The sequence below is a fragment of the Streptomyces sp. NPDC044571 genome (assembly GCF_040647115.1).
In the GTDB taxonomy this organism is placed as follows: domain Bacteria; phylum Actinomycetota; class Actinomycetes; order Streptomycetales; family Streptomycetaceae; genus Streptomyces.
Window position 1 is genome coordinate 1 of the sequence record NZ_JBEZBN010000001.1, and the last position, 19,206, is coordinate 19,206.

General features: G+C 74.7%; 17 protein-coding genes and 1 riboswitch. Of the genes, 6 read left to right on the top strand and 11 right to left on the bottom strand.

Going from position 1 to position 19,206, the window contains the following annotated elements:
- Positions 1-81: 81 nt before the first annotated feature.
- A complete protein-coding gene (locus tag AB0B01_RS00005; RefSeq protein ID WP_361711356.1) occupies positions 82-990 on the bottom strand; it encodes a bifunctional 5,10-methylenetetrahydrofolate dehydrogenase/5,10-methenyltetrahydrofolate cyclohydrolase in 909 nt (302 codons plus the stop codon).
- Between the two features lie 28 nt (positions 991-1,018).
- A riboswitch (ZMP/ZTP riboswitch) is annotated at positions 1,019-1,112 on the bottom strand.
- 104 nt (positions 1,113-1,216) lie between these two features.
- On the opposite strand from AB0B01_RS00005, the gene AB0B01_RS00010 reads away from it, so the two are divergent.
- Together AB0B01_RS00010 and AB0B01_RS00015 are read left to right on the top strand one after the other, a co-directional pair.
- The gene (locus tag AB0B01_RS00010; RefSeq protein ID WP_361711358.1) at positions 1,217-1,729 is read left to right on the top strand and encodes a hypothetical protein; all 513 of its coding nucleotides are present in this window, start codon (positions 1,217-1,219) and stop codon (positions 1,727-1,729) included.
- A gap of 226 nt (positions 1,730-1,955) precedes the next feature.
- Entirely contained in the window at positions 1,956-3,545 is a 1,590-nt protein-coding gene (locus AB0B01_RS00015; RefSeq protein WP_361711360.1) for an RNA polymerase sigma factor, read from the top strand.
- A gap of 37 nt (positions 3,546-3,582) precedes the next feature.
- Here the strand turns inward: AB0B01_RS00015 and AB0B01_RS00020 are convergent, their stop codons facing one another.
- The 4 genes from AB0B01_RS00020 to AB0B01_RS00035 all read right to left on the bottom strand — a co-directional run bounded on the left by AB0B01_RS00020 (position 3,583) and on the right by AB0B01_RS00035 (position 8,181).
- Complete coding sequence (locus tag AB0B01_RS00020) at positions 3,583-4,026, bottom strand: SRPBCC family protein (RefSeq protein WP_361711361.1); 444 nt, start codon at positions 4,024-4,026, stop codon at positions 3,583-3,585.
- Between the two features lie 64 nt (positions 4,027-4,090).
- Entirely contained in the window at positions 4,091-5,434 is a 1,344-nt protein-coding gene (locus AB0B01_RS00025) for an amino acid permease (protein ID WP_361711723.1), read from the bottom strand.
- Between the two features lie 134 nt (positions 5,435-5,568).
- Positions 5,569-7,671, bottom strand: a complete 2,103-nt coding sequence (locus AB0B01_RS00030) for a phage holin family protein (RefSeq protein ID WP_361711362.1) — start codon at positions 7,669-7,671, stop codon at positions 5,569-5,571.
- Between the two features lie 105 nt (positions 7,672-7,776).
- Positions 7,777-8,181, bottom strand: coding sequence for a hypothetical protein (locus tag AB0B01_RS00035; protein WP_361711364.1), 405 nt, complete (start codon positions 8,179-8,181; stop codon positions 7,777-7,779).
- A gap of 126 nt (positions 8,182-8,307) precedes the next feature.
- Here AB0B01_RS00035 and AB0B01_RS00040 point away from each other — a divergent pair, with 126 nt between their 5' ends.
- Together AB0B01_RS00040 and AB0B01_RS00045 are read left to right on the top strand one after the other, a co-directional pair.
- On the top strand, positions 8,308-9,075 hold the full coding sequence (locus AB0B01_RS00040; protein ID WP_361711366.1) for an MBL fold metallo-hydrolase: 768 nt from the start codon (positions 8,308-8,310) through the stop codon (positions 9,073-9,075).
- Complete coding sequence (locus AB0B01_RS00045) at positions 9,072-9,695, top strand: VTT domain-containing protein (RefSeq protein ID WP_361711368.1); 624 nt, start codon at positions 9,072-9,074, stop codon at positions 9,693-9,695. The genes AB0B01_RS00040 and AB0B01_RS00045 overlap by 4 nt, the downstream gene beginning before the upstream one ends.
- A gap of 6 nt (positions 9,696-9,701) precedes the next feature.
- Here the strand turns inward: AB0B01_RS00045 and AB0B01_RS00050 are convergent, their stop codons facing one another.
- The 3 genes from AB0B01_RS00050 to AB0B01_RS00060 form a co-directional block, all read right to left on the bottom strand.
- Positions 9,702-10,811 (bottom strand): MBL fold metallo-hydrolase, encoded by a 1,110-nt coding sequence (locus AB0B01_RS00050; RefSeq protein WP_361711370.1) that lies wholly within the window; start codon positions 10,809-10,811, stop codon positions 9,702-9,704.
- A gap of 29 nt (positions 10,812-10,840) precedes the next feature.
- On the bottom strand, positions 10,841-12,076 hold the full coding sequence (locus AB0B01_RS00055; protein ID WP_361711372.1) for an aminotransferase class I/II-fold pyridoxal phosphate-dependent enzyme: 1,236 nt from the start codon (positions 12,074-12,076) through the stop codon (positions 10,841-10,843).
- 145 nt (positions 12,077-12,221) lie between these two features.
- The gene (locus AB0B01_RS00060; RefSeq protein ID WP_361711374.1) at positions 12,222-12,794 is read right to left on the bottom strand and encodes a TIGR03086 family metal-binding protein; all 573 of its coding nucleotides are present in this window, start codon (positions 12,792-12,794) and stop codon (positions 12,222-12,224) included.
- Positions 12,795-12,984: 190 nt separating this feature from the next.
- Here AB0B01_RS00060 and AB0B01_RS00065 point away from each other — a divergent pair, with 190 nt between their 5' ends.
- Positions 12,985-13,803, top strand: coding sequence for a methyltransferase domain-containing protein (locus AB0B01_RS00065; protein ID WP_361711376.1), 819 nt, complete (start codon positions 12,985-12,987; stop codon positions 13,801-13,803).
- Between the two features lie 15 nt (positions 13,804-13,818).
- Here the strand turns inward: AB0B01_RS00065 and AB0B01_RS00070 are convergent, their stop codons facing one another.
- Positions 13,819-15,786: a DUF5107 domain-containing protein gene (locus AB0B01_RS00070; protein ID WP_361711378.1), complete on the bottom strand. Its 1,968-nt coding sequence runs from the start codon at positions 15,784-15,786 to the stop codon at positions 13,819-13,821.
- A gap of 89 nt (positions 15,787-15,875) precedes the next feature.
- Entirely contained in the window at positions 15,876-16,457 is a 582-nt protein-coding gene (locus tag AB0B01_RS00075; RefSeq protein ID WP_361711380.1) for a GNAT family protein, read from the bottom strand.
- A 26-nt stretch (positions 16,458-16,483) separates the two neighbouring features.
- On the opposite strand from AB0B01_RS00075, the gene AB0B01_RS00080 reads away from it, so the two are divergent.
- Positions 16,484-17,215 (top strand): hypothetical protein, encoded by a 732-nt coding sequence (locus tag AB0B01_RS00080; RefSeq protein ID WP_361711382.1) that lies wholly within the window; start codon positions 16,484-16,486, stop codon positions 17,213-17,215.
- A gap of 4 nt (positions 17,216-17,219) precedes the next feature.
- Here the strand turns inward: AB0B01_RS00080 and AB0B01_RS00085 are convergent, their stop codons facing one another.
- On the bottom strand, positions 17,220-19,205 hold the full coding sequence (locus AB0B01_RS00085) for a prolyl oligopeptidase family serine peptidase (protein ID WP_361711384.1): 1,986 nt from the start codon (positions 19,203-19,205) through the stop codon (positions 17,220-17,222).
- Position 19,206: the final 1 nt, after the last annotated feature.

Sequence of the window (19,206 nt, forward strand, 5' to 3'; positions counted from 1 at the left end):
CGGCAGGGGCCGGCCACCCCCCGCCCCCCGGGACGCGGGGGCCGGGGCGCGGGGCGTGCCGCGGGGAGGTGTGCCCCGGTGTCAGAGGTCGGCGAGCGCCAGGCCGGCCTGGGCGGCGGCCGCCTGCACGGTCTGCTCCAGGAGCACGGCGATGGTCATCGGGCCGACGCCGCCGGGGACCGGGGTGATCAGCGAGGCCCGGGCGGCGGCCGACTCGAAGTGGACGTCGCCGACGTTGCCCTCGTTGTAACCGGCGTCCAGGACCACCGCGCCGGGCTTGATGTCCTCGCCCCGGATGAACTCGGCCTTGCCGACGGCGGCGACCAGCACATCGGCCTGGCGCACGATCGAGGGCAGGTCCCGGGTGCGGGAGTGGCAGTAGGTGACGGTGGCGTTCTGCTCCAGCAGCAGCATGCCGGCCGGCTTGCCGAGGATCGCGCTGCGGCCGACCACGACGGCGTGCTTGCCGGTCAGGTCGACGTCGTACTCGGCGAGCAGGCGCATGATGCCGCCGGGCGTGCAGGAGACGAAGCCCGGCAGTCCGAAGCCCATGGCGGCGAAGGAGTGCATGGTGACGCCGTCGACGTCCTTGCCCGGGGCGATGGCCTCGAAGGCGGCGCGCTCGTCGATGTGGTGCGGGACGGGGTGCTGGAGGAGGATGCCGCTGATCTCCGGGTCCTCGGAGAGGGCGGTGATCGCGGCGACGAGCTCCTCGGTGGTGGTCTCCGCGGGGAGCTCCACGTGGCGGGAGGTGATCCCGGCCTTGGCACAGCGGTTCTGCTTCATGCGGACGTACGTGACGGACGCGGGGTCCTCGCCGACCAGCACGGTCGCGAGGCAGGGCGCGGTGCCGGTGCGCTCGGTGAGCTTCGCCGCGTAGGCCGCGGTCTGCTCCGAGATGCGGCGGGCGAGGGCGGTGCCGTCCATGAGCCGGGCGGTCTGCGCCTGCTCACCGGTCGGGGCCTGCGGAACGGACGGGGCAGTCGTCATGGGATCTCCTGAGCGTCGCTGCGGGATCGCGGTTCGCCCAGGCGCGCGGCAGTCGACGCACGGGGGTGCGCCGGGCCGCTCCCCGGTGGTGATCCACCCGAACGCCAGTCACGGCCCGGTCCCACTGTAATCGACGTGGCGGCCGGTCCACCGGGGAAGACGCGGAGACCACCCACAAGCGGTCAAACCGGTGGATCACCGGCGCTTCCGCTGGGACGATGGGGCCATGACACGCACCTTCGACGACCTCGTCGCCGAGGCGGAGTCCGTCTCCGTGGACGGACGGGACTTCTCCTGGCCAGACGGCCGGGCCACCGAGCAGCGCCCCTCCTGGGGCTACCACCGGCTGCTGGGCGAGCGCCTCGCCCGGGTCCTGCAGCCGGGCGGCACGTACCTGTCCCAGCAGGTCGGGCCGGCGAGCGTCTTCGAGCTGGTCGAGTACTTCCTCGGGCCGCAGCCTGAGCAGGTGCGGCGCGCCCGGCACCCGGATGACGCGGTCGCCGGGGCCGGGAAGGCGCGCCTGGAAGTGGTGGATCTGCGCGCCGAAAGACCGCGTACGGAGTTCCACGACATCGGAGCCGTGATCTACTTTCTCCGGAAGGTGATCTGGATGGTGCCCGGCTTCACGGTCGGGCAGTACCGGGACCGGCTGCGAGAGCTCCACGAACGGATCGAACGCGAAGGCCCGTTCGTGGCGCACACCGCCCGTTTCCTCATAGAAGCCCGCAAAACGGGCTGACGGAAGGGTCGGAAGGGGCGCGGACGGATCCACGGCGGATCGGTTGCCCGCCCACAGCGTGGCGCAGGTCACTCAATTCAGCGCGTAACGAATCGACTCGGGCATGCGATGAACCGACAGGTGTCCTCGCGCGGCCCCGGAATACAGACCCCCCCGGGTCTGTTTTCCCGAGTCCGCGCGATGATGTCCCGCCCACTCCCTATCTGTTCGCAACGAGAGGCTCCTTGTGTCGCTCAGCCCGTCCCGTACGTTCCCTCCGGAGATCGCCGAATCGGAGGCCCTCGTCGCGCTCGTCGAGCGCGGCCGCGAGCAGGGTCACATCAACGGTGACGACGTGCGCCAGGCCTTCGAGGCCGGCCGCATCCCGGTGGACCAGTGGAAGCGGGTCCTGCGCAGCCTGAACCAGGTCCTGGACGAGGAGGGTGTCGCGCTGCACGTCAGCGCCGCGCCCGCCACGAAGGCTGCCGCCAAGAAGCCCCGCAAGGCGGCCGCTGCGCCTGCCCGCACCGTGACCAAGAAGGCGGCCGCCGCGCCGCGCCCCATCGGCGCGCGCAAGGCCTCGGCCGCCGCCACGGCCCCCTCCGCCGCGGCGGCGATACCCGCTGCGGCGACCGCGCCCGCCGCGGAAGAGGTGACGGCCGAGGCCGCCGCCGAGCCGAAGAAGCGGACGGTCAAGAAGACCGCCGCGAAGAAGACCGCGGTCAAGAAGACCGCCGCGGCCAAGAAGACCACCGCCAAGGACGCCGACGAGGGCGAGACCCCGGTCGTCGAGGGCGAGGACTGGGCTGCCGAGGACCTCGTCGACGACGTCGAGGAGGAAGCGCCCAAGGCGGGCGGCGCCCAGGGCTTCGTCCTGTCCGACGACGACGAGGACGACGCCCCGGCGCAGACGGTCATGGTGGCCGGTGCCACCGCCGACCCCGTCAAGGACTACCTGAAGCTGATCGGCAAGGTGCCGCTGCTCAACGCCGAGCAGGAGGTCGAGCTCGCCAAGCGGATCGAGGCCGGACTCTTCTCCGAGTACAAGCTCGAAGAGGAGGAGGACCACAAGCCCGCCTACCGTCGCGAGCTGGAGATCCTGGTCGAGGACGGCCGTCGCGCCAAGAACCACCTGCTGGAGGCCAACCTCCGCCTCGTGGTCTCCCTGGCCAAGCGCTACACCGGCCGCGGCATGCTCTTCCTGGACCTGATCCAGGAGGGCAACGTCGGCCTGATCCGCGCCGTGGAGAAGTTCGACTACACCAAGGGCTTCAAGTTCTCCACGTACGCGACCTGGTGGATCCGGCAGGCGATCACGCGTGCCATGGCCGACCAGTCGCGCACCATCCGCATCCCCGTGCACATGGTCGAGATCATCAACAAGCTCGCCCGCGTGCAGCGCCAGATGCTCCAGGACCTGGGCCGGGAGCCCACTCCGGAGGAGCTGGGCAAGGAGCTCGACATGACCCCCGAGAAGGTCATCGAGGTCCAGAAGTACGGCCGTGAGCCGATCTCCCTGCACACCCCGCTGGGTGAGGAGGGCGACAGCGAGTTCGGTGACCTCATCGAGGACTCCGAGGCGGTCGTCCCGGCCGACGCGGTCTCCTTCACCTTCCTCCAGGAGCAGCTCCAGTCGATCCTGGGCACGCTCTCCGAGCGCGAGGCGGGCGTGGTCTCCATGCGGTACGGCCTCAACGACGGCCAGCCGAAGACCCTGGACGAGATCGGCCGCGTCTACGGGGTCACCCGTGAGCGGATCCGCCAGATCGAGTCCAAGACGATGTCGAAGCTGCGCCATCCGTCGCGTTCGCAGGTCCTGCGCGACTACCTGGACTGAGCCCGCCGGGCCGGCCGAAAGGCCGGCCCGCCGGTGTCTAGGCGTGTTCGAGGAGGTGCTTGAGCTTCTCCTCGCTGCGCGGCATCTCCTTGCGGGCGAACGGCTTGACCACCAAGGGGGCGAGGACCCTGCCGATGCCGTGCCCCTCGAAGTCGAGGGCCAGGGTGACGCGCGAGCGCCTGCCGTCGTCGAGCGGTTCGATGGTCCCGCGCACATCGCCGCGTACGGGGCCGTCGACTCCGTGGAGGTGCCAGCTCCGCGGTGGGTCCAGCTCCACGACCTCCATGGTCATCGGGAGGTCCCTCCTGCCCATCCGGCGTGTGACGGCGACGCGCTGTCCCACGTGCGGCGGTGCGTCGTCGAGCGGGCGGGCGGAGAGCGCGCTCGCCTGCCACTCGGGCAGGTGCGCGGGATCCGTGATGTAGGTGTAGACCTCTTCGGGACGGCGCGCGATGTCGATGCTCTGTCTGATCGCGGACATGGCGACCCCTTACTGCCCCCTGGCTGCTCCCCGTCTGTGCCCGGATCCCACGCTACTCCGCAGGTCAGGCGGCAGCGTGCTGCCTGCGCGCGGACATCGCGGCGTAGCCGAGGACGCCTGCGAACAGGAACAGCACGCCCTGGTAGACGGCCGCGTGGCCCGAGCCCGCCACCAGCCACATCGAGAAGCCGAAGGCGAGGACGGCGAGGATCCCGTCGCGCAGCAGTCGGCCGCGGTGGACGCGCGCGGACTGCCCGGACAGCAGGAAGTAGACCTGCGCGGCGGCGGAGAGCAGGTAGGGGACGGTCGCCGTGAAGGTGGTGACCAGGACGAGGACCTCGAAGACGCCGTCCGCGCCCACGGCGTAGTTGTAGACGGTCAGGCCGGAGGCCAAGGCGGCGGTGACGAGCACGCCGGCCACGGGAACGCCCCGCTTCCTGGTCTCGAAGACCTTCGGGAAGAGCCCGTCCTTGGCGGCGGCGTACGGGGTCTGCGCACTGAGCAGGGTCCAGCCGTTGAGCGCGCCGACCATCGAGACGACCGCGGCGCAGGCCACCAGGGTGCCGCCCCAGGTTCCGCCGAACATGGCGTTCACGGCGTCGGTGAACGGGGCCTGCGAGGCGACCAGCCGGTCGTGGGCGACCAGGCCGAAGACGGCGAGGGTGCCGAGCAGGTAGACGAGGGCCGCCCCGGCCGTGCCGAGGACGGTGGCCCGGCCGACGTTGCGGGCCGGGTCGCGGACCTCGCCCGCGCTGACGGCGGCCGACTCCACGCCGAGGTAGCTGAAGAGCAGGATCGCCGCGCAGGCGGAGACCGCGCCGACCGGGCTCTGGCCGGTGGCCCGGAAGGGGCCGAGGTTCGCCGGGTCGAAGAAGAAGAGGCCGCCCACGGCCACCAGCAGCAGCGGGGCGAACTTCAGGACGGTGGAGACCAGTTGGACCGCGCCCACGTACCGGGTGCCGGCCAGGTTGGCCAGCGCGGGGAGCCACTGGACGGTGAGCGCGGCCAGGCACATCGCCGCCTTGTGCTGCCCGACGGCCGGGAAGAGCACGGCCAGGTAGCCGACCGCCGCGACCGCGAGGGCCGCGTTGGAGACCCAGGTGGTGATCCAGTAGCTCCAGGCCGCGACGAAGCCGGCGAAGTCGCCGAACGCGGCGCGGGCGTACACGTAGGGGCCCCCGGTCTGCGGGAGGCGTTCGGCGAGCCGGCCGAAGACCAGGGCGAGGGCGATCGCCCCGACGGTGAGCACCCCGAACGCGAGCAGGCTGATCGTGCCGAACGGTGCGACCGAGGCGGGCAGCACGAAGATCCCGCCGCCGATGATGTTGCCCATGACCAGGCAGGTCGCGACGGGGAGGCCGAAACGCCGGGCGTGCGGGCCCGCCGCCTCGGCGGTCGCCTCCTCGATCGTCTTCCCGGCCGTCGTCGCGGCCCCGGTCGGGGAGGGGGCGTGCAGGGTGGTGCTCACGGGTGGTACGCCTCGGGTGTTTCACATGCCGGACAGGTCGACATATCGTCGGCCACGCACAAACCCGCGCCAAATCAGCGGTTTTCGTCCTGCCCGGGCACGGTTGCGGACGGAAAGACTCCGCTCGATGCCGCTTCCGGCCGTGGATCCTGCAGCGGCACCTGCGGGCCGTCGCCCTCCCGCAGCCAACGCCGCAACACCCGGTGCACCGCCTCCGCACCGACCAGCTCCCCGCCGTCCCCGCCGTCCGCGCTGGGAGGCGACAGGACCGTCGGCCACATCAGGAAGGCGTGCCCCTGCTCCCCGCCCAGCCCGCCGTGCGAGCCGATCTGCTCCTCGAAGGCGTGCACCGTCCCCGTGAGCGGGTCGTACGCCGAGTTCACCATGATGTCCGCCACGTGCGGGAAGCCGTCGGTCCGCCGGACGGCCTCCACCGCCCCCGGCCCGAACGGCGCCAGCAGTTCCTGCGCCGCGCCCGGCTCGTCCAGCCGGGCCACGGCCCCGCCGGGCCCCAGTACCTCCCCGTCCACCAGCAGGAACCCCACCCCCGGGTGGTTGGCCAGGGTCGCCAGCAGAGCCGGGTGCGCCCGCTCGATCTGCTCGCGGGTGGCCCGGCCCGGGACGTCCGGAAAGGAGATCAGCCCGAGGTTCCCGGAGGCCAGCACCACCGGGTCCGGTCCCCGAACCGGGTGGGCCTGCTCCCCCTCCTCCACCGGCCGGTGGAGCGCGGCGAGGACGGCGGCGCGGGCCTCGGCGCCACTGTGCGTGCGGCCCGCCCGGCGGGAGACCGGCAGCCCGCAGCCCGCCCGGACCAGATCCTTCAGGGTCAGCCCGTACCGGGCAAGGAATGTCTCCCCCGGGCTCTGGCCGTGGTCCGACAGCAGCACGATCCGGTACTCCCGCGGCGCGTGCTCGGCGACCCGGGCCAGGAGCGCGAGGCTGCGGTCGATACGGGCCAGCACCTGGTCGGTGTCCCGGCTGCGGGGCCCCGAGTGGTGGGCGACCTCGTCGTAGCCGACCAGGTCCGCGTAGATCGCCGTACGTCCCGCCAGCATGTCGCCGATCACCGCCGCGACGACGACGTCCCGCTCGACCACCGTGGCGAAGGCCCGGATCAGCGGGTACAGCCCGCCCCGCGCCACCCTCGGCTGCTCCGCCCGCAGCCGCGCCCGCAACGACTGCCCGACCTCCCGTACCACCTCCGCGGCGAAGGACAGCGCGGTGCGGACGGCGTTGGCCGGATCGGAGAAGTACGCGAAATAGCCCGCGCGGGACCGGTTCGCCCGGCCCCGCCGCGCCGACACCGACAGCACCAGCGCCAGCTGGTCGGCGCCGCCGCTGAACAGGTTGCCGCGTCCGGCCCCGTCCAGCGTGAGCAGTCCGCCGTCCCCGGTGCGGGCGATCGCACGCCGCTGGAGCTCGGCGGCACTGGTCGGCCGGTTGCAGACCACCACCTCGCCGGTGTCCTTCTCGTACCAGCGGAACGCAGGCACGTCGAAGGCGGAGCCGTGCAGGATGCCGAGCTGGCTGGCTCCGGTCTGGCTGGACCAGTCGGTGCGCCAGGAGGTGAGGCGGTGGCTGCCGCCGAGCCGGCCGGCCACCGTGGGCATCACCCCGCTGCCTGCGGCATGGCGCAGCGCCTCGTACCCAACGCCGTCCAGCTGGAGCATGAGCACGCCGGGCGCGGCCGTGCCGGGCCCGCCGCGGCCGCCCCTTCCGCGGCGGCGGGCGGCGAGCCGGTAGAGCCTGCGCCGGTACGCCCCGTCGTCGCGCACCGCGAGCGCCGTCGAGGTCGCCGACGCGACGGCGGACATCACCGCGGCCACCACGACGGCGGTCTCCGGTTCCGCCTCCCCGCCCCCGGAGGGGATCAGGCTGAGCGCGATCAGCAGCAGCGACCCGTTGAGGAAGAAGACCAGCAGGCCGAGCACCAGGGCGGGCACCAGCAGCAGGGCCCGCACCAGCAGCGGCCATACGAGGGCGCTCAACAGGCCGAAGGCCCCCGCCCCCCAGGCCGCGGTCAGCCCGATCTGCGTGAGGCTGTCGTCGTCGCCGGAGCGCAGCCGGAAGTCCGGGAGGAGTCCGGCCAGTGCGAGCAGGGTGAGGGTGGACACCGCCCAGACGACGATCACCCGTGCCAGGGCGCTGCCCGTGGTCCGCCACCGTCCTCGCCGCACGCCGTACCCGCCTCGTGTCTTCCCACCGGGGAGATGCCCGCGGGCGCGCGCCGCCCACCCGGTCCCCGCCGCCTCGTGGGGCGTCGGGCGGGAGGGCGCGCGGGGTCATGTGCCGTCGTAGCCGGCGGTCGGCATGGACAGCCGCCGGTGGACCTCGGCCTTCATCGCGGAGGTGTACCGCGGCTCGTCGAGTCCGGCGGTCTCCAGCCGTACGCCGCGGCGCCTGCACTCGGCGGTGAACTCCTCGACGGAGCGCAGGGCGCGCGCGAGGACCCGCTGGTTGGGGGCGACGAACAGGTCGATCTGCCCGGAGTCGACGTCGCACCAGATGCCGCAGTGGTCGGCACGCAGCCCGTAGAAGAGCAGCTCCCGCGTCACCACGTAGCCCCGGTCGGCAGCCCAGCGCGCGCACATGGCGTGCTGGCTCCGGGTGTCCACGGCGAACGGGTCGGCGTCCAGATCCTCAAGCGGGGCCAGGCTGGCGATCGCGGCCACGCGCAGCTCATCCATGCCGCCCGACCCTACTCCGATCGGCCGCCCGCGAGGAGGGGGCGGACCCCTCCGGTTCGGGGCTCCCGAGCGGGGCAGGATCTAGGCTCGACCGTGAGCACGGGGAGCGGGAGGAGGCCGGGTGCGGTGGAGATCACCTGGTGGGGGCACGCCACCTGCACGGTCGAGGATTCCGGCGTCCGGCTGCTGACGGACCCGCTGTTCGCCCGGCGCCTGGCGCATCTGCGGCGGCGCGGGGAGGTGCCCCCGCCGGAGGCCGCGGAGGCGGACGTGGTCCTGGTGTCGCATCTGCACGCGGACCATCTGCATCTGCCGTCGCTGGCGCGGCTGGCGCCCGGGACCCGGCTGCTGGTGCCGCGCGGGGCGCGCCGGGCCGTGCCGGGGCTCGTCCGGGTGGCGGGGGCGCGCGGGCTGGCGGTGACGGAGGTGGCCGCGGGCGACGAGGTCGGCGTACGGGAGGGCGTACGGGTACGGGCGGTGCGCGCGCGGCACGACGGGCGGCGGCTGCCGTTCGGGCCCCGGCTCGCGCCGGCGCTCGGGTACGTGGTGCAGGGGGCTGCGCGCACGTACTTCGCCGGGGACACCGGGTGGTTCGACGCGATGGCGCAGGAGGTCGGCCCGGTGGACGTGGCGCTGCTGCCGGTGGGCGGCTGGGGCCCGTACCTGGGGCCCGGGCACCTGGACGCGGGCCGGGCGGCGCAGGCGGTGGCCGCGCTGGCGCCGGCCGCGGCGGTGCCGGTGCACTACGGGACGTACTGGCCGATCGGGATGGACGCGGTGCGGCCGCACGAATTCCATGCGCCGGGCGCCGAGTTCGAGCGCCGGGCGCGGCAGCTCGCGCCGAAGGTGGCCGTCCGCGTCCCGGACCACGGCGAACGGGTACGGCTTCCGTGAGCTGGCACGCCGTGGTGGCGGCAGCCGGTCAGGTGCCGCCGGAGAGCACCGGGCAGGCGGTCGGCTACCCGGCGTTGTTCGTGCTGGTGGCGCTGGGCGCGCTGGTGCCGGTGATCCCGACGGGGGCGCTGGTGAGTTCGGCGGCGGTGGTGGCCTTCCACCAGCAGCCGCTGCCCCTCGGGGTGTTGCTCGTGTTCGGGGTGTCCGCCCTGGCCGCCTTCACCGGCGACGTGGCGCTGTACTGGCTGGGCATGCGCGGGGTGCGTTCCCGCGGCGGCTCGCGGTGGCTGGAGGGGCTGCGCGGCCGGGCGACCCCGGAGCGGCTCGCGCAGGCGCAGGTGAAGCTGGAGCGGCACGGAGTGCTGGTGCTGGTGCTCTCGCGGCTGGTTCCCGCGGGCCGGATGCCGGTGATGCTCGCCTGCCTGCTGGCGCAGCTCCCGCTGCGCCGCTTCGCCCGCGGGGACGCACCGGCGTGCCTGGCGTGGGCGGCGACGTACGGGCTGATCGGCATCCTCGGCGGCTCGCTGTTCTCCGAGCCGTGGAAGGGCGTGGCCCTGGCGGTGGGCCTGGCGCTGCTGGTCAGCGCGGGTCCGGCGCTGTGGCGCCGCGTCCGGCCGTGATCCCCCTCAGCAGGTGCGGGAGGCGCCGATGGGCAGGTCCCACAGGTCCTCGCGGGCGAGGCCGGCGCGGGACCATGCCGCCCGTACCCGCTCCAGCGGCTCCGTCACCGGCTCGGCCGACAGGACGAAAGTGCCCCAGTGCATGGGCGCCATCCGCCGCGCCCCGACGTCCCGGCACGCCTGTACGGCCTCTTCCGGGTCGGCGTGGACATCACTCAGCCACCACCGGGGCGCGTAGGCCCCGATCGGCAGCAGCGCCAGGTCGATGCCCGGATGCCGCCGGCCGATCTGCCCGAACCAGTGGCCGTACCCCGTGTCGCCGGCGAAGTAGACCTTCCTCGGTTCCGGCCCGCCGGCGGCGCGGACGTCGGTGAGGACCCAGCCGCCCCACAGCGTCCGGCAGGTGTCGATCAGGGACCGCTTCGACCAGTGGTGCGCCGGTACGAACTCGAAGCGTACGCCGCCCAGTTCGGCCGACTCCCACCAGTCGAGCTCCGTGACCCGGGTGAAGCCACGGCGGCGGCACCAGCGGGCGAGGCCCGCCGGGACGAAGAGCGCGGTGTGCCGGGGCAGCCGCCTCAGGGTGGGGGCGTCGAGGTGGTCGTAGTGGTTGTGGCTGATCACCACCGCGTCCACCGGCGGCAGGTCCTCCCAGCGCACGCCGACGGGCGTCATCCGGGCGGGGGTTCCCAGGATCCGCCGGGACCAGACCGGGTCGGTGAGGACGGTCAGCCCGCCGACCCGCAGCACCCAGCTGGCGTGGCCCGCCCAGGTCGCTCCGATGCGGCCGGCGGCCACGGTGGGGAGCGGGCCGGGCGCGTACGGCAGGTCGGGGATCCCGCGCAGCCCTTCGGGGCCGGGCCGGAAGGCGCCTTCACGGGCCAGCCGGGCGAAGGCGCGGACCCCGGGCAGCGGGGTGGTGAGCCGGTCCGCGAAGGAGGCGGGCCAGTGGCGGAGTTCGCCGAGCGGGCGCGGTGCGGTGGCCGGTGCGGGAGGTGGTGGCGCGGGCGCGGACGGCGCGGGTGCGGACGGCGCGGCCGGGGGGACGGCGGTCCGTACCGCTGCCGCGCGGCCGCCCGGCGGGTCGGCCGGCGGGGCGTCAGTCCGGTCCCTCATCGCGAAGTCTCCCTTCACCGCAGGTCGTTTCAGGAGGCGAGCCCGGCCAGTACCGATCCGAGGCGGTCCAGGGCGCCCCGCACGTGGTCCAGTGCGAGGGGATCGCGCGCGGTGAGCGCGGCGAGCCGCTCCTCGGGGGTGGCACCCAGCAGCGGCCCCGTCGACAACCGGACCCGCAGCGCACCGAGTTCGTCGGCGAACCGCTGGCCGCCGGGCGTGGGTACGCCGAGCCTGCCGCCGAGGTAGTCCTCCAGTTCCATCGCGTCGCGGACCCCGTGGCCGGCCAGTCCCTCCCGCAGCGGGGTCAGGTCGGCGTACAGGTGGCGGCCCGCCTGCGGCGGCAGGGCGAGCGCGCCGACGGCCAGGACTCGGCGGTGCGCGGCGGCGGCGACCGCCCCGTGCAGCGCGGCGGCCGCCCGGGCGCGGCCGGAGACGGCGTCGGGCTCGTCGAGGGCGTGCGCGGCCGCGCCGGCGACCGGGCCCGCCACCATCGCGCCCGTCGCGGTGAGCATGTCGAGGGTGCGGGCCTGGAGCCAGGTTCCGCGCGGGGTCCCGGGGAAGCGGACCACGGCGGCGGGCCAACCCGCCGGCAGCAGTGCGCCGGACAGGTCGAGGAGGACGGCGGCGTCGTCGGGGAGCATCTCGGCGGGGCTGAGCACCAGGGTCTCGTGCGGCCGGTGGACGGTGTCGCGCCAGCTTTCGTCGCTGACGACGAACAGCCCTGCGGACGCGGCGGCCTCGCACGCCTCGCGCAGCAGCTCGGGCGGGGGCACGGTCGCGGTGGGGTCGTCGGCGACCGAGAGCAGCAGGACCCGCGGGTCCCCGCCTTCGGCACGCACCCGCCGTACGGTCTCCAACAGGGCGTACGGATCCGGTACGCCCCCGCACTCGGCGGGGGTCGGCACGTGGTAGGCCCGACGGCCCAGCAGCCGGACCTGGGGGGTCCACCAGGCGGGGCAGGGCCGCGGCAGCATCACGTCGCCGCCGAACGCGCCGAGCAGCGCGAGAAGGACGGCGGGTGCTCCGGGCCCGGCGGCCACGTGCTCCGGTTCGGTGGCGAGGCCGCGCCGCTCCCAGTGCCGGCAGGCGGCGGCGCGTACCGGCTCCCCGCCGCCCGGGGGTTCGGGGGCGGAACGCTCGGCGGCCGCGGCGATCACGGCAGTGAGCTCGGGCAGGACGGGCAGGCCCGGCTGGGGCGCGAGCGGCCCGTACCGGACCGGACCGCGGCCCTCCGCCGTCCGCTGCAGCCCCTCCGTGCCCGACACCGCGCCCTGCCCTTCCCGTCCGTCGCCGACTCGCCGTGTGCTCCGCCTACCGCAAGCCCTTTATACGGTTGTTCCCGGCGGTACGCCTGTTATCGCCCGCCGCCCCTCGCCCGCCGCCGGGAACGGCCCGGGCAGGGCGGCGGGATCAGGCCCGTCTGCCCAGCAGGGCCAGCAGCCGCGTCTGGGCGTCGGCGCCCGCGGGCACCTCCAGCGGCTCGGCGTACATCCCGCTCGCCGCGAGCCCGTCCGCATAGGGCATGACCTCCTTGAGGGAGAACTCGACCAGCCCGTCCGGCAGCCGCTCCTCGGCTCCGAGGGCCCGGGACAGGTCCCAGGTGTGCACGACGCAGTCGGCGGTCAGCTCCGAGCAGTACGCCGCGCCGCGCGAGGGCCCGTAGGAGAGCGTGACCGTGCGGTCCAGGGCGCCGGGCGCCGAGAAGGCCGCCTGCGCGGCGGCCGCGGCCCGCTCCCAGGAGGCGAGGGGATCGTCGCCGAGCACATCACCGGAGAAGCGGTCGCCCACCTCCTCGACGGTGCGGCCCTCGCCGACCAGTGGCGGGATCCAGAGCTGCTCGGCGGTGACGTGGTTGACCAGGTCGCGCACGGTCCACTCGGTGCAGGGGGTGGGTGCGCCCCATTGGTCGTCCTCGACGGCGCGCACGCGCTCGCCGAAGAGCCGCAGCGCCTCGGCGTTCGTTTCGAGCAGCGTGTCCGGCATGGGGGTCACCGTCCTCCGCAGGGGTGTCATGCCTCTTCAGCCCACTGTCCTCGCCCCTGCTTCGCCCTGCCACCGACCTGGCATCTCCCCAGTGGCCGCAAGGCTTCTGTCCACATGTCAAAACGCAGATCTCATATGACGGGCTGATCGTTTACGGTGGCCACAACGCTTCGACGAGGAGGATCCGTCCATGAGTCCCCACGAGAAGGCCGTCTACACGCACGGCCACCACGAGTCGGTGCTGCGCTCCCACCGCTGGCGCACGGCCGCCAACTCGGCGGCGTACCTGATCGGTGAGCTGCGTCCCGGGATGTCGGTCCTGGACGTGGGCTGCGGACCGGGCACCATCACGGCGGACCTGGCGGAACTGGTCTCCCCGGGCGGACACGTCACGGCGGTGGACGCCGCGCGGGACGTGGTGGAACAGGCCTCGGCGTACGTGAAGGAGCGGGGCCTGGCCGGCGCCGTCTCCTTCGCCACGGCCGATGTCCACGCGCTGGACTTCCCGGACGGCTCCTTCGACGTGGTCCACGCGCACCAGGTGCTCCAGCACGTCGGTGACCCGGTGCAGGCACTGCGCGAGATGCGGCGCGTGTGCCGGCCGGGCGGGGTGGTCGCCGCGCGGGACGCGGACTACGCGGCGATGACCTGGTACCCGGCCGAACCGGGCCTGGAGGAGTGGCTGGGCCTGTACCGGCGGGTGGCCCGCGCCAACGGCGGCGAACCGGACGCCGGACGCCGCCTGCTCGCGTGGGCGAGGGCGGCGGGCTTCACCGAGGTGGCCTCCTCGGCGACGGCCTGGTGCTTCGCCGAGCCGGAGGAGGTCGCCTGGTGGTCGGCACTGTGGGCGGACCGGACGACGGCCTCGTCGTACGCGGCGATCGCGACCGGGGGCGGCCACACCACCCCCGCGGACCTGACCGCGATCGCGGACTCCTGGCACCGCTGGGCCGCGGCCCCGGACGCCTGGTTCTCGGTCCTGCACGGCGAAATCCTCTGCCGCGCCTGATCCGGCGGCGGTGCGTCAGCCGGGCGGGCGCATGCGGAAGTCGTAGGACGGCGGGAGGGGGCGGTCCGTCAGGCGGGACCAGACCTCGGAGAGGATCTCGTCCCCCTCCCGCAGGTCCGGCAGCTCGAAGCCGTCCTCGAACACCCGCCGGGCCGCGCCCACATGGCCCTCCGCCGCGAGCAGCCGGGCGGCGAGCAGCCGGAACCGGCCCTGCTCCCGCAGGGCCGGCCGCAGCCGCTCCCACACCGAACGCGCCGCGGGCAGGCGGCCCGCCGCCAGCAGGGCCGCCATCGCCTCCCCTCCCAGCGCGCACTCGGCGGCCGTCCACGGATCACCGCCCCGGCTCTCCGCCATCAGGTCGTCGAAGGCCTCCGCGTAGCGCTCGGCCGACCGGTCCCGGTCACCCGCCAGCAGGTCGGCCACCGCCAGGCAGCGCAGCAGCGGCCAGCGCGAGGGCGCCAGCGCGAGGCCCCGCTCCCAGCTGCGGACCGCCTGGGCCACATCGCCGGCATGCCACTGCGCCACGCCCAGGTGGTATTCGGTCAGCGGCTCCGCCGGGGCCGTCTCCAGCATGTCCCGCCAGTGCGGGGCCACCAGGCTCGGCCCCGGCGGCGCCACCCGTCGGGGGGTCGGGAAGACCCCGGTGCGCCACAGCTCCAGCCAGGGCGCCTGCTCCTCGCCGAGCACGGCTTCCTCGAAGGGGGTGCCGGGCAGCTTGTGGCCCGCGCACAGCACCTCCAGCGCCCCCCACCCCGAGCCCACCGCCAGGCGTTCCCCCGGTTCGGTGTCGGCCGCTCCGCGCCACGCCTTGTACGCCTCCTCGACCAGCTCGCCCGGCAGTGCGGCGTCCAGGGCCCGCAGCGCCTCGCCGCGGGCCGCCGCCCAGTCGGGCCCGTGCACCGCCGCGGGATCCGCGGTCAGCGGCCCGTACGCCTCCAGCCAGCTGAACTCCGCCCCGGGCTCCAGCCGTACGTGCTCCAGCTGGGTGCGGGCCAGTCCCGCCTGGATCTCCGCGTAGCCGCCGGTGCCGGGCGCCGTCAGCCACTCCTGCCAGCGCCGGCCGCCCTCGCCCGCGCCCCACACGAACAGCTTGCGCCCGCGCAGCCGGGCCGTGGACGTCTGGACGAGACCGCGCCCGTCGGCGTCCAGGGAGGCGATCCACGGCCGGGCCCCGTCCTGGACCTCGTAGAAGAAGTCGGCCGGGTAGGAGCTGTCCAGCGGGTAGGTGCGGTCGGCGCCCTCCCACTGCGGGACGGGGATCCGGCGCAGGGACCGCTCGTACCCGAAGTGCCAGGCCTCGTCGGCGGGGGCGAGCACCCGGGTGCCGGGGTTCTCCGGGACGGCGGTGTTGGACCACCAGTAGACGGGCGCGGGCCGCTCGTGCGGGTTGCGCACGCGGACGCCCACGTAGAGGAACTCCGCGTCCTGCGGCAGCCACAGGTCCACCTGGAAGGGCAGGTCGCGCAGCCGTTCCCATTCCCACAGCCGTACCATGACGCCCCCGTCCGGAGCCGGGACGAGCGCGGCGTGCAGCGGGGCGCAGGAGAGGGTGGTGTGGCCGGTGGCGCCGATGTTCCACTCGATCCCGCCGGAGAACCAGGCACCGTTCAGGGCGAAGTTGGCCGGCTGGAACACCGGGTTGCGGTACAGCAGTTCGCGTCCGGTGGGGACGTGCACCAGCGAGTGCACCCGGCCGCCGAGCCCGGGCAGGACGGTGGCCCGCAGGTGCGCGTTCTCGATGACGATCGCCTCGAAGTCGCGCTCCTGGCGCCGGCGTTGGTACCCGTCCCGGAGCCGGACGGGCAACAGCGACCGGAGCGGCTCGTAGCCGATCTGCCGTGCCATGTCGCGCGGGAGGCCTTCGCGGGACCGCTCGTCCAGGGTGTGGGCCTCGGCGGGCGCGCGGAGGGCCGGGAGCGGGTTCTCGGGCCCCAAGGGAGCTGCGGGCAGGGTCAGTACGGCGCGGCGGACGGTGGTGGCCATGCAGGAAATGGAACACGCCACGGCGGCCGGTGCACAGGGGTTCCGCAGATCACCACCGGTCAGGATTACGCAAAGCCCTGGCCGGAGCGTTACGCGGACTCCGGTCGCCGGCGCGGCGTTCCGGCGGTCAGGGCCCAGCGCTCGTGGTCCCGCCAGGCCCCCTCCACGTACAGGAACTCCGGGGAGAAGCCCTCCAGTCGGAAGCCGGCCCCGCGCACCAGCGCGAGGGACGCCGTGTTGCCCGGCTGGATGTTGGCCTCCAGGCGGTGCAGGGCCAGGCCCCCCGCGTCGGCGGGGGTGAAGGCGTGGTCGACCACCAGCCCGAGCGCCTCCCGCATCAGCCCGCGCCCGGCGGCGTGCGCGAACGCGCCGTAGCCGAGCGCCCCGCACTGGAAGGCGCCGCGGACGATGTTGTTGATGTTGACGAAGCCGCCGATGGCGCCGGTCTCCCGCTCGCACACCAGGTAGCCCGCCCGGGCCCCGTCCCCCTCGCCCTCGATCAGCCGCCGCGCGTACGGCTCGTACTCCTCGGGCGTCGCCGGCGGCGCCAGCCACGGGCGGTGCAGTGCCCGGCTCTCGCGGGCGCGGGCGGTGAACTCGGGGCCGTCGGCGAGCCGGAAGGGGCGCAGGCCGATCCGGGGCCCCTCGCGGAGGTGCGCGGAAGATGACATCCGGCCAGGTTAGGGCGTGTGCCAGGATGCCCCGCGTGATCACCACCCCGAACACCGAAGAACTCCTGCCGGCGGCGGCACGCAACAACGCCGAGTGGTGCGCCGCGGTCTGCCGCGGCGGCGCGTTCTCGGCCGATGGCTGGAGCAGTGCCCGCCGGACCCCGCCCCTGTACCCCGACGCCGTGACCCTCACCCGCCACGCCTCGGCCGCGGCGCTGCTGGCCGGGACGGACACCGACTCCCCCGGCTGCTCGGTCAAGGACAGCTTCGCCGACCTCGACCTGGGCCCTGCGGGGTTCGAGGTGCTCTTCGAGGCCCGCTGGATCCACCGCCCGGCCGGCGTCCCGGTTCCGGCGGCCCCCGGCTTGGAGTGGTCGCGCGTCCGCACCGTGGCGGAGCTGGAGGCATGGGAGACCGCCTGGGACGGCGGGGAGTGCACCGGCCTGTTCCACCCCGGGCTGCTGACCGGGGACATCGCCCTGCTGGCGGGTTCGGCGGGCGGGGTGGTCGTCGCCGGGGCCGTCGCGAGCGTCGCGGCCGGGGTCGTCGGCCTCTCCAACGTGTTCACCGCCGAGGGCACCCCGGCCGACGAGGCCTGGCGGGGCGGCCTCACCGCTGTGGCGCAGCTGTGGCCGGACCTTCCCGTGGTCGGCTACGAGTCCGGCGACGACCTCGACACCGCGGTGCGCCACGGCTTCACCGTGCTCGGCCCGCTCCGGGTCTGGCTGCACAGCTCCTCCCGTCAGGACACCGCCTGACCCGTCAGGCCTCCAGCCGCAGCCGCGGGACGTCCGTGCGCTCGATCCCGAAAACCTGGGTGTACAGGGAGAGTTCGGCCTCCAGGGCCCGGACCATGGTGTCCGCCCGCCGGAAGCCGTGGCCCTCGCCCTCGAAGGCGAGGTACGCGTGCGGCACGGCGCGGCCCCGCATCGCGGCGAGGAAGCGCTCCGCCTGGGCCGGCGGGCACACCGGGTCGTCCAGTCCCTGGAGCAGCAGGAACGGTGCGGTGATCCGGTCGGCGCGGGCCAGCGGGGAGCGTTCCCGGCACCGTACGGGAAGGGTCTGGGGCGGTCCGGCCAGGCCGTCGACGTAGCGGGACTCCAGGTCGTGGGTCTCCTCGGCGAAGCCGAGCAGGTCCAGCACGGGGTAGATGATCGCGGCGCAGGCGTACAGATCGGTGGCGGCCAGCGAGGCCGCCGCCGTCCAGCCGCCCGCGCTGGCACCCCGGATGGCGAGCCGGTCCGGGTCCGCGGTGCCCTCCGCCGCCAGCACCCGGGCCACCGCCGCGCAGTCCTCGACGTCGACGACGCCCCACTGCTCGCGCAGCCGTTCCCGGTAGGCCCGCCCGTACCCGCTGGAGCCGCCGTAGTTCACCTCGGCCACGCCGATGCCTCGCGAGGTGAAGTAGGCGATGTGCAGGTCGAGTACGGGCGGCACGTGGTCGGTGGGGCCGCCGTGCGCCCAGATCACGTAGGGCGGCAGTTCGTCGGCGGGGGCCCGGCGGGCGGGGTGGTGCGGCGGGTAGACGTGCGCGTGGACCTCGCGGCCGCCGGGGCCGAGGAAGGTCCGGCTCTGCGGTTCGGGGTAGTACGCCGGGTCCACCGGGTCGGTCCCGGCCGCGCCCACCACCCGGGCGTGCCCGTCCTCGGTGTTCAGCTCCACCACCTCGTAGGCGCTGCGCGGGCTGGCGGCGACCCCGTAGACCCGGGTGCCGTACGCGGCGAGGGCGGGCTGCCAGGCGGTCCACGGCCCGGCGGCGTCCACCAGGTCGCCGCTGTCCGGATCGAGGGCTCCGAGCACGCAGGAGCCCTGGCCGTGCAGGACGGCGACGAGCCCGTCGGACAGCGGGGCCAGCCAGCTCAGCCCCGGCTTCCACAGGGGGCCGCCGAACTCCTCCTCGCGCGGACAGAGGTTGACGGCGGCCCCGGTGTCGGGGTCCACCCGGTACGGGTTCCACCAGCCGCTGCGGTCGCTCACGGCGAGCAGGCTCCCGTCGGCCGTCCACTCCACCTGCGCCACGGACTCGGCGGGGCCGCCGAGCACGGTACGGGCCCCGGTCAGGGTGCCGTCGGGCGCGATCTCGGAGACCTCCACCTCGGTGCCGTCCCACGGCATCCGGGGGTGGTCCCACACCAGCCGGGCGGCTCGCCGGCCGTCGGGGGACAGCCGGGGGCCGGTGGTGAAACGGTGCCGGTCGTCGGTGAGTTCGCGCACCCGGGAGCGGTCCTCGGCCGCCGATCCGTCCAGCGGTACGGCGGCCGCCACACGCCGTACGTCGGTGGGCGCCGGGCCGGTGAACTCCTCCAGGACGCACCAGACTTCGCCGTCCCGCAGGACCGGGTCCGCCCAGCGCAGCCCGCCGCCGACCGCGGAGAGCGGGGTCAGCGGTCGCGGCGCGGGGCCGCCGGGCGCGTCCGGCTCGTACGCGTACAGCCGCTGGTCGGCGAAGTGGACGAACACCAGCAGCGGCCCGCCCGCCGGCCGTTCGGCGCCGGCCCAGGGGCGGCCGCCGTACTCGGTGACCCGGCTGCGGACGTTCCACGGCGGGGGCAGCACGCAGTCCGGGGGGCCGCCGGCCGCGGGGCGGCGCACCAGCGCGCGGCGGCCGCCCTCTGCCGGCCGGGGTTCGGTCCACCACACTTCCGGGCCGACGGTGCCGACGTACTCGGGCCTGCCGTCGTGGGAGGCGGCGAGGGCGGCGTCGAGGGGCGAGGGCCAGCTGCCGTAGGGCCCGGCCGGCACCGCCATC